The sequence below is a fragment of the Burkholderia sp. Bp9012 genome (assembly GCF_003853825.1).
Lineage (GTDB): Bacteria > Pseudomonadota > Gammaproteobacteria > Burkholderiales > Burkholderiaceae > Burkholderia > Burkholderia diffusa.
The window spans coordinates 1-10,065 of record NZ_QTQA01000055.1 but is presented as its reverse complement, the minus strand read 5'-3'; the positions used below and the strand labels follow the sequence as shown (position 1 = coordinate 10,065).

The 10,065-nt window shown below is 66.1% G+C and carries 10 protein-coding genes; 6 read left to right on the top strand and 4 right to left on the bottom strand.

The window, feature by feature from the left end; all coding sequences use genetic code 11:
* Positions 1–41: 41 nt before the first annotated feature.
* From DIE11_RS35620 to DIE11_RS35610, 3 genes are all read left to right on the top strand, one after another.
* On the top strand, positions 42–245 hold the full coding sequence (locus tag DIE11_RS35620; RefSeq protein ID WP_260437252.1) for a hypothetical protein: 204 nt from the start codon (positions 42–44) through the stop codon (positions 243–245).
* Positions 246–873: 628 nt separating this feature from the next.
* Positions 874–3,258, top strand: a complete 2,385-nt coding sequence (locus tag DIE11_RS35615; RefSeq protein WP_124629817.1) for a xanthine dehydrogenase family protein molybdopterin-binding subunit — start codon at positions 874–876, stop codon at positions 3,256–3,258.
* Entirely contained in the window at positions 3,186–3,644 is a 459-nt protein-coding gene (locus DIE11_RS35610) for a (2Fe-2S)-binding protein (protein ID WP_124629816.1), read from the top strand. The genes DIE11_RS35615 and DIE11_RS35610 overlap by 73 nt, the downstream gene beginning before the upstream one ends.
* A gap of 19 nt (positions 3,645–3,663) precedes the next feature.
* Here the strand turns inward: DIE11_RS35610 and DIE11_RS35605 are convergent, their stop codons facing one another.
* Positions 3,664–5,766, bottom strand: a complete 2,103-nt coding sequence (locus tag DIE11_RS35605; protein WP_124629815.1) for a serine/threonine protein kinase — start codon at positions 5,764–5,766, stop codon at positions 3,664–3,666.
* 304 nt (positions 5,767–6,070) lie between these two features.
* Between DIE11_RS35605 and DIE11_RS35600 the strand changes: the two genes are divergently transcribed.
* Positions 6,071–6,289: a hypothetical protein gene (locus tag DIE11_RS35600; protein ID WP_124629814.1), complete on the top strand. Its 219-nt coding sequence runs from the start codon at positions 6,071–6,073 to the stop codon at positions 6,287–6,289.
* 25 nt (positions 6,290–6,314) lie between these two features.
* Here the strand turns inward: DIE11_RS35600 and DIE11_RS35595 are convergent, their stop codons facing one another.
* Entirely contained in the window at positions 6,315–6,557 is a 243-nt protein-coding gene (locus tag DIE11_RS35595; RefSeq protein WP_260437251.1) for a hypothetical protein, read from the bottom strand.
* A 42-nt stretch (positions 6,558–6,599) separates the two neighbouring features.
* Positions 6,600–7,145 carry a lecithin retinol acyltransferase family protein gene (locus DIE11_RS35590; RefSeq protein WP_124629813.1) on the bottom strand — a complete coding sequence of 182 codons (546 nt, stop codon included), beginning with the start codon at positions 7,143–7,145 and terminating at the stop codon, positions 6,600–6,602.
* Between the two features lie 481 nt (positions 7,146–7,626).
* Here DIE11_RS35590 and DIE11_RS35585 point away from each other — a divergent pair, with 481 nt between their 5' ends.
* Both DIE11_RS35585 and DIE11_RS35580 read left to right on the top strand, forming a co-directional pair.
* On the top strand, positions 7,627–7,911 hold the full coding sequence (locus DIE11_RS35585) for a hypothetical protein (RefSeq protein ID WP_124617921.1): 285 nt from the start codon (positions 7,627–7,629) through the stop codon (positions 7,909–7,911).
* An 82-nt stretch (positions 7,912–7,993) separates the two neighbouring features.
* On the top strand, positions 7,994–8,764 hold the full coding sequence (locus tag DIE11_RS35580; RefSeq protein WP_124629812.1) for a PP2C family serine/threonine-protein phosphatase: 771 nt from the start codon (positions 7,994–7,996) through the stop codon (positions 8,762–8,764).
* Positions 8,765–8,789: 25 nt separating this feature from the next.
* On the opposite strand, the gene DIE11_RS35575 is transcribed toward DIE11_RS35580, so the two are convergent.
* Positions 8,790–10,065: sigma-54-dependent Fis family transcriptional regulator (locus DIE11_RS35575; protein ID WP_148093066.1), on the bottom strand; the 1,276-nt coding region annotated here is incomplete at its 5' end.

The window sequence follows — 10,065 nt, the reverse complement described above, 5'->3', positions numbered from 1 at the left end:
TCAACGACCTGTCCCGCGCCCACGAACTCAGCCGCAAGGAAATGGCGGCCGTCAGCGGTGGTAGCGTGTTCCAGAACGCCGGTATCAACAACATCGCTACCGGCAGTGGCTTCTCGTTCGCCAGCCCGAATACCATCACGGCTCCGGTGACCCAGGTCGATGCATCGACCCACCAGGATCTCACCAGCGTGACCAACTCGATCAACAACCTTGGCGGTCTGGTGGTCGCGAAGATGGGCCTGTAAGTGTCGCCATGCGGCCTCGCAGTGGTCGCCGTATTCGCTAGCGTGGTACCGAACGACAGAAGTCCTCCAGTCCGCCGCGGGTTTGTCCCGCGGCGTTTCAAGCCCGCCAGGTTCCGTCTCCTGGCGGGCTTCTTTGATCGGGATGAGCGAAACCGCGACGGCAATCGCGCCCGCGCGCAGGCCGGAAGCGATGGCAAAACGCAAGCCGTCGCCTGTCGCGGGGTCGAGATAGCCCGCCGCATCGCCGCACACGATATAGCCCGGTCCCTCAGCCTGTCGCACGCGATGCCAGCGCCTGCACTCGCGCCACCCCGGTCCGCAAAGCGTGAACCTCATCGACAAGCATCAACAACCTCCGGTGGGTGGTGCATGCAAAGCGATCGGAACGATGCGCTTCGCGTCCCGGAAGCCACGGACGTCCCTCGGGCTACAGCAGGCCGCGTCTTCAGCGCTTGTTTCAAACGAACATCACTTTCTGGTTCTCGGTTGCCGATATCAGTGACTAATATAGGTGATTGCAGCAGCAATGAAATGTCGGATTGTGTTTGAAACATTGAATTGTCGAGGCGCGTGGGCGTGGTTCGCCGAATGCGCCGTGACTCGACCAACACATGTCGGCGGCCACATCATGTTGAAGCGCAGAACCTTCCTGTTGGGCGGTGCGGGAGCGGCGGGCATGCTGGTGGTCGGTTGGGCATGGTGGCGCCCCGACGACCGGCTGGAAATACCCGCGCAGCTGGAGACGTCACGCGTCGATGTGCCGCTGAACGGCTGGGTGATGATCAGTTTGTCTAACGACGTGACGATCGTCATGAGCAAATCCGAAATGGGCCAGGGGATACATACCGGCTCGGCCATGTTGCTGGCGGAAGAGCTCGATGCGGACTGGCCCCGGGTCCGCATCGTCATGTCTCCGCTCGACACGATCTACAAGGACCGTGAATCCCTCGCCGAGGGCCTGCCATTTCGCCCCGACGACGACAGCCTGATCGCTCGCGGCGCGGCGGCGTTGGCGCGCCATGGCGCACGCTACCTGGGTTCGATGGTCACCGGAGGATCGACGAGCATGATCGATCTGTGGGGACCCATGCGCGAGGCGGGCGCCACGGCCCGCGTCATGTTGTGCAGCGCCGCGGCGAAGCTTTGGCAGGTGCCCGTCGCGGAATGCGAGACGAAAGCCGGCGTGGTGCTGCATCGGTCGGGACGCTCTGCGACGTACGGTGAACTTGTCGAGCTCGCGCGGGACGTGCCGCGCCCGCCACATGTCGCCCTGAAGGACCCAAAGGCGTTCACGCTGGTCGGGAAACGGCTGGGCCGCATCGAGGCGCACGCGAAGCTCGATGGCAGCGCGCGCTATGGCATCGATGTGCTTCCGGACAAGCTCCTGTATGCGAGTGTCACGATGTGCCCGACACTCGGCGGAAATGCACTGGATTTCGACAAGTCCGGGGTCGCCAGCCTGAAAGGCGTGACCGGCATCTTCAGGATCGAGCCATCCAACGGTGGAACGGGAGGCGTTGCCGTCATTGCCGACAATCCCTTCATCGCGATGCGGACGTTGTGCCAGTTGTCGGTCACATGGGATCACGGGCCGGCTGCCGGCGTGAATAGCGTGGATGTCCGCACGGCGTTGGCGCACGCCATCGACGGCGACGAGGGCCGCCACGTGTTCTACGCCATCGGCGACGCCGATGCGGCGCTGGTCCGCGCGAAGCCGTTCGTCGCGCAGTACGAAGTGCCCTACCTGGCTCACGGGCCGCTGGAACCGATGAATTGCACGGTGCGTGTCGACGACGACGCGGCAACGATCTGGTGCGGCACGCAGGTCCCGATGGTGGCACGCAAGGCGGTCGCCGCGCTGCTGGGCCTGGACGAAGACAAGGTGGTCGTGAATCAGCAATTGATCGGCGGGGCATTCGGCCGGCGGCTCGAGGTCGACTTCATCACGCAGGCGGCCGCCATCGCGCTCCATGCGAAGGGGCGGCCGGTACAGACGATCTGGTCGCGCCCGCAGGATATGACGCACGACTTCTACCGCCCGGCTTGTGTGGCGAGATACAGCGGCGCGATCGATGCGAGCGGCAGGCTGGTGGCCTGGAAGGGCATGTCGGCGAGCCAGTCGATCAGCGCGCAGGCGATGCCTCGCACTTTCGGCATGCCGAGCCTCGCCGCGAAACGGTTGCCCGACGCCACCACGGCGGAAGGCGCGTTCGACCTGCCCTACGAATGCGACAACATGCTCGTCCAGCACACTACGGTGACGCTCCCGGTTCCGGTTGGCTACTGGCGCTCCGTCGGGCACTCGCATCAGGCATTCTTCGTCGAGAGCTTCATCGACGAGATGGCCGCGCTGGCACGGAAAGACCCGATCCAGTTTCGCCTCGACCTGCTCAAGCAGCCGGCGCACCAGCGCCATGCGGCCGTGTTGCGGGCGCTCGTCGCGCTGTCCGGCTGGCGTTCGCCGCTGGCATGGCGTGACAAGACCGGCGCGCGGTGCGCACGCGGCGTGGCGATGCATGAGTCGTTCGGCAGCGTGGTCGCGCAAGTCGCCGAAGTCCGGCAGGAAGGTGACGGCTTTCGCGTGACGCGCGTGGTCTGCGTGATCGACTGCGGGCTGGCCGTGAATCCGAATCTCGTCGAGCAGCAGATGGAAAGCGGGATCATCTTCGGATTGTCGGCCGCGCTCGAGCAGGCGATCACGATCGAGAACGGGCAAGTCGCACAGCGTTATTTCGACAGCTATCCGCTCGTCAACATGGAGACGTGTCCCGAGATCGTCACGCAAGTCGTGGCAGGCGGGACCGAGCCGCACGGCGTCGGCGAAGCGGGCACGCCGCCGATCGCGGCGGCCGTGGCGAATGCGCTGTATTCACTCACGGGCGTGCGCCATCGCACGCTGCCGTTCGTCAAGCCGAGCCCACCCGACCAAGGAGACGACCGATGGTGTCAGTCCGTATCAACGGGGAAACCGCTCATGTCGATTCCGAGCCCGCCACCCCGCTGCTCTGGGTGATTCGCTGCGAACGCAAGCTGACCGGCACGAAGTTCGGCTGTGGCGTCGGGGTCTGCGGTGCATGCACGGTGCTCTTGAACGATCAGGCCGTGCCCGCCTGCCAACTCCCGGTCGGGACGCTGAACGGCGCGCGCATCACGACCGTCGAAGGGCTGGACAGCGTGGAAGCGCGCGCACTGAAGAACGCGTGGATTGCCGTCGACGTCGTGCAATGCGGCTATTGCCAGAGCGCACAGCTGATCGCCGCCACGGCCCTGCTCATGCGATGCCCTCGCCCCGACGACAATCAGATCAACGAGGCCATGAAGAACATCGCATGCCGGTGCGGCACGTTTCCGCGCATCCGCAAGGCCATTCACAAGGCGGCGGAATCGCTAGGCCGCTGATACGCGCGAGCCCGCTCGCTCAGCTGCCGTTGGCATGCGTCGTGATCTGGACGAAATCGGCGGCAATGCGCCCCTCGCCATATTTGGCCTCGAACAGCTTCAATTGCCGCTCGATCGCCGCGAGATAGGCGGCACGCGGCTCGGATGGCGGGCGCATCCCGTCGAACAGCGGCGCGGGCGTGACGAGGAGCACGATCATCTCGGTCCCGAAAGGCTTGCCGATCACCCACTCGCCCATGCTGCCGATCGTCGCGGCGTAATTCGGCGGCGCCTGGTTGTCGCGTTCGCGGTTGCTTGGCACGAGATGCACGACGCTCCCGTTCAGCACGTAGTAATCGACGTTCACATACGAGTCGTAACCGGGTGTCGTGATGTCGATGACCAGCGGGTTGCCTTCCGCGAGATGCGCATCAGGCGCGCGCGTGCGGATCGACGCGGCGTGTGACGCGGCCCAATTCGATCGCCAGTACGGGGCAAGCGCGCTCACGATCTCGCAATTGTGGGCATCGACCGGGCGCACGTCGAGATTGGCCGTCTGCCCGCCCGCCATGCCGCTGAGCGCGGTTCGCACGCGTCCGATACCGACACCGGCTTCCGTGTAACCGCGCACCTGCAGCACGTGATCCTGCACCGACGCGTCCAGCGCCGAACACGGGATGCGCGACAGCGCAGCCGTCACCGAGGCCAGCGAGATCGCCGGTGGCGGTGCCGGCGGTGGCACGCTGGCGGCAGCGGGCACGGCGTTCGCGGCGGCCGCGGGCGCGCTGCCGGCCGCGGCGCCTGCCGTCGCACCACCTCCGCCACCGGCAGACGCGTGCACGACCGTGTCCGCGGCGGGGCGCTTTTCGCCGCTGCGCGAAAGCGCCTCGTAGCCGTACCAGAGCACGGCGATCGCCGCCACCGTGCAAGCGCCCACGGTCACCCCTGTTCGTACGCCCGACGCCCGCGTCGGGCGACTGAACACGCCCATGCCCTCCAGGAAAAGATTGACGCTGGGCGTGCGCGTCGCGCGGTCGAACGACAACGCGGCGCTCAAGGTTCGCCATTGCGTGCGATCCAGACCGGGATGGCGCTCGGGCCGCAAGTGGTCGTGACGCGCCTGGGTGGCCGACAGCCGGTTGAACGGATGGCGTCCGGTCAGCAATTCGTAGGTGACACAGGCGAGCGCGTAGACGTCGTCGCGCGGATCCGGCTCGAGATGCTCGAACATCTCCGGGCTCGCGTAGGCCGGTGTGATGCCGCCAAGGCTCGCCGGATCGAACACGGTCACGTCGGGATCCTCGTCGCGCCGCTGGAACGCGCGTGCGATCCCGAAGTCGATCACCTTCACTTCGCCGCGGTCGGTGAGAAACACATTGGCGGGCTTGAAATCGCAGTGGACGAAGCCGCGTTCATGCGCGTAGGCCAACGCCTGGCCCATGCCGGCGATGATCGGCAACGCGGCATCGAGCGGCATGCCCTTGAAGTCCGGCGCACGCAGCACCTTGCTGAGCGGCCGGCCTGACAGATACTCCATCGTGAGGTAGACGAGCGGACCGTCGCGATCGAAGTCGTAGACGGTGACGATATTGCGATGGGCGAGCGTCTGCGCCTTGCGGGCTTCACGCTGAAGCGCGATCAGCGACGTCGGCTGGCCGCGAAACTGCACATTGAGCACCTTGATCGCGATGTGCGGCTTGCGATCCGAGGCCTCCAGCTTGCGCAGGTCGAGCGCCTTGTACACGGTACCCATCCCGCCGACGCCCAGGCACTCCTCCAGCACGAAGCGCCCGTTCAGCGTATCGCCGATGCCTTTCACGCGTTCGCCGTCGACCGGCATCGCGCCGCCCGACGGACCGGACGGTGGGGCTGACCACGCCTCCGGCCGAAGCGGGCTCTCCTGGATCCGGGTTGCATCGCCCGCGGATGCCGTCCTGTCATGACATCGCTCGATGCGCTTCAGCACTTCCGCATAGATAGCGTCCGACAGCGGCTGCGTGGTTTGCGTCTGGTCGAGTACTTCGCGCAGACGTGCGCAATCGACCTGATCGGTCGCCAGCACCCGGTCGATCTCCGAGAAGAACGCGTCCTGCGACAGCGCCCCGCTCTGGAATGTCTGAATCAGCTGCGCAAAGCTCATCATTCGTATGCCGTCTACTCAGCTTCAGCTTGCCGACCCGCTTCGGCGCCTCGCGGTCGCCGCCACGCCATCGTCAGACGAATTCGACCGCGCGACGCACCGTCCGCCGGCCTTCTGACAGGATGTCTAACAAATCATACTAGTCCGCGGTAACGCCCTGTGCAATCGGTGCCGGAACTAGCATTCCCAGGCCGCGCGGCCGTGCGGCGGAACCTATACTGGACAGATCCCGGGTAGTCGGCACATCGCATGATGCTGCATGGCTGCCCGCCTCACGCTTCTCCCATCCGATTTCGCGGAGCCAACCATGGGCGTGCTCGTCATCAACGATCTTCCCGAAAGCGTCGACCTCGACAAACAGGCAATGGCCGCCATCGCGGGTGGCGCGAAGGTACGTGCGCATCAGACGATGCTCGCGCCGCAACCGTTCCCGTATCTGCACACTGACGCACGCAATGCCGCGTCGGCGCGTGCACCGGTGGGCGACGCAACGGCGTCGCCGGCGCGTCCGACGCTGTTGCGTTGACGGACACACCACGCCGCGTGCCCGCTCAGGCCGCTCGCACCGTCATCGCTGGCCGCTGGTCGGCCGGCGGGAACACCCACCATGAGCCGTCGTCGTGACGAAAGAAGAAGATCGCGATCGTGCCAGCCGGATGCACGGCCTCGACGCAGACAAAGCGCCGCCGTTGCGCAGGCATGCGGCTGAAGCGCACGATGCGCGCCGGCACGCGTGCGCTCGGCGCGAGCCACTTGTCGACCTGCATGCGCAGTGATGATGCGATCCCGTTCATTTGAGCCCTCTCGTGGCAATGTCGAACGCGCCGGGACGTCGCTCATGCGGCGGCGATGGCGACCGTGGTGCACCGTCCGCCCGCACGCCGCGCCACGAGCAGCGCGCGGCAGACGGACAGCGCGAACCGGAACGCCGTCCGCGGATGCATGACGCACGTGCGAACCTGCTCGCTGTAGCCCGTGCCTTCCAGGCACCACGTGCAGAAGTGCTCGCAGTTGTTCGTCAGCAGGCGGTAGCGGTTTTCGCCGAGACGGGAACGTGCGCGCAGCACCACGGTGCGCCCCGCATAGGCCGCGTACGGATGCGGCACGACGCGAACCACATGACCGGCGGCGAAGCGTTCGAGCGTGACTTCCTCGATCGGGCCGCGATGCAGCGACGTGCAAAGCCCCGCGTAATGGACGACGCGCCCGTCGCCGACGTAGATGCCGTGATGGCTGTAACCGGCACGATCGGAAACCAGGTGTGCGCCAGGCAGCAGTGCGTCGACGCGGCCGGGCAGCGAAGCCGCGTGCGCGATTGCATCCGCAGCGCCGACAGCCGTGCGGGACGCAGCGCGGTTCACTGGTTGAAGATCGCGTTCCATGACTGGCTCCGTCTGCTGGTTGGCGGCCGCCCGTGTTGCGCAAGGGGTTAGCCGGTTGCCAACTAACCTGCATCAAGCGTGCCAATCAGCCGGAGCCCGTCGCGCAAAGCTCGACGGGACATGCGCGGCGAGCCGGGTGCCGTACTGTCGCCGCGCGGCCAACCCTTTGCCGGGGATTTCGTTGGTGTGACAGCACCAGTCGGCGCGCCGGACAGCCGTTTGCGTCTGCCGGGGCATGTGTCGGGTTCGCGGCCACGTTCGTGCGCGCAACTGTTGGCTTGCGTACAACCATTGCAGGACACGGGCGCGACGCACTAGCATGCAAGCATCGCGTGTCGATGACGCCTTGCCTTGCCGCGTGCGGCGCTCACCGGATCGACGCACGCGCCCGGGCAACGCACGCGGGTTGTGTCACGCATGGCACGAGGTTTGCACGTATCGGTTACCCGGTCCGTCGGCAGGCCCCATTCGGAGACTCATCATGACCACGCTCGCAATTACCGACCTTCACATGCAGCACGACATCGACCGCAAGACGATGTCGTTCATCCGCGGCGCGGGCGCGCCGTGGGTATTCGGCTGGATCCAGCCCTACGCGCCGCCGGCGCCGGCGTTCGGGCCCGTCGTGAACCTCTATCAGACGTACAACACGTTCTACGCGAATCAGGTCCTCAACCAGATTCAGAACGTCGACGTCACGAACTCGGCGCCCGGCGCGAACATTGCGGTCGGGGTGGGTGCGGACGGCAGGAACCGGCTCGTCTAGCATCTTCACGCCAACCGCCAATGCATGTTCGCAAGCCCGTTACCGGCATGAGCAGGCACTGGACGAAAGGGAATGGCGCGCCGTGAGCGCAGAACTGCAATGGACTTCGGCGTCACGCAGTGACGTGGGCCTCGTTCGCGAGATCAACGAGGACGATTGCCTCGCGTTGCCGCACCGCGGCCTGTGGGCCGTCGCGGACGGCATGGGTGGACATTCGGCCGGCGACCTCGCGAGCCGGATGATCGTGCAGGCGCTGGAACGGCTGGCCACCCCGGCCACGCTGGCGGATTTCATCGAGGCGGCGCGCACCGCGCTCGATGCTGTCAACCTGCACTTGCGCACATCGGCCGCCGAGCGCGGCGTACGCTTGATCGGCAGCACGGTGGCGGTGCTGTTGGCGAGCGGCCGTCAGTGCGGCTGGCTGTGGGCCGGGGACAGCCGGATCTACCTGTACCGCGACGCACACCTGACGCAGCTCACGCTCGACCACAGCCACGTCGCGGAACTGCAGGCCCAGGGCCACCTGAGCGCGCAGCAGGCGCGCCATCACCCGTCGCAGCATCTGATCACGCGCGCCGTCGGCGCCGCCGAGCAGTTGCATCTCGACGAACGACGCATCGACGTGTGCGACGGTGACATGTTTCTGTTGTGCAGCGACGGCCTGAGCAACGAGATGGACGAAGCCGACATCTCGGCCGCCCTCGCCTGCGGCGATTGCGCGCGCGCAACGGACATGCTCGTCGACCTCGCATTGCGCGAGGGCGGCCGGGACAACATCACCGCTGTCGTGATCCGCGCCGACGATCCCGATGCGTCGGACCGGACGCTCGCCAATCCTGCCGTGCAACGCTGAACGATCGAGCGGACCCGCGCGACGCTCACGCGTCCTTGTCAGGCGTCGAGCCGTCCCGATGACGGAATGCTTTCGAGCGGATGCCGTGCTTCTTGAGCAGCATCTGCAGGTGTGACCGGTTCATCTCGCAACGGCGCGCCAGTTCGGCCACGGTGCCGCCGGTCTCCTGCAACCCGCGTTCGAGAAACGCCCGCTCCGCCTCGTCGCTTGCGGCCCGCTTCGCGTCGCTGAGCGACATCGGCCTGCCCGGCAGGCCGTCATCCGTCGCACGCTCGGCGCTCGACACGGTTTTCGGGCGGATGTCCTCGGGCAAGTGCTCGATATCCGCGATCTCGCCGGCCAGGCACGACAGACGGTAGACGAGGTTGCGCAGTTCGCGAATGTTGCCCGGATAAGCGTAAGTCAGCAGGAAGTCGCGCAGCTTCGGCGTCGTCTTGACGGGCCTGCGCTTCAGTGCCCCTGCCGCCTCGTCGCCGAAGTAGGCGAGCAGCAGCGGAATTTCATCGCGACGCTCGCGCAATGCCGGCAGCGTCAGATGAATGACGCTCAGGCGGTAGAACAGGTCCTCGCGAAAGAGCCCCTGTTCGCTCAATTGCCGCAGATTCTTGTTGGTGGCGGCGACGATGCGCGTATCGACGCTGATCGGCTCGTCCGAGCCGACCCGCTGGATCTCGTGCGACTCCAGCACGCGCAGCAGCTTGACCTGCCCCGACAGCGGCAATTCGCCGATTTCGTCGAGGAAGATCGTGCCGGAGTGCGCGCTCTCGAACTTGCCCTTGCGATCGTTCGACGCGCCGGTGAACGCGCCGCGCCGATGGCCGAACAGCTCGGATTCGAGCAGGTTGTCGGGAATCGCGCCGCAGTTCACCGAGATGTACGGGCGGTCGGCGCGCCCCCCGTTCGCGTGGATGACTTTCGCCATCAGCTCCTTGCCGGTCCCGCTCTCGCCGTCGATCAGCACCGGCAGATCGGTCGGTGCCGCCTTTTCGGCGATTTCGAGTGCGGCGAGCAGCTTCGGATTGTCGCCAAAAATACCCTCGAAGATGAAACTGCGCTCGATCAACGCCTGCCGGCGTCGCTGCACGGAGGGTGCGGGCGCGTCCTGCGCATCGGTCGCATCGGACGTCTGCGGCGCGGCCACGGCGGCCTCAACGAAGCGCTCCTTGCGCGACATCTGCATGACTTCGTCGCGCAGCACGTTCGCCTGGTTGAGCAGCTTCTCGATGTCGGCACGCTCGAGCTTGGGTGCCCAGCGCAGCATCGAACGCAGGATCTCGATCTTCTCGAGCAGGCCGGCATAC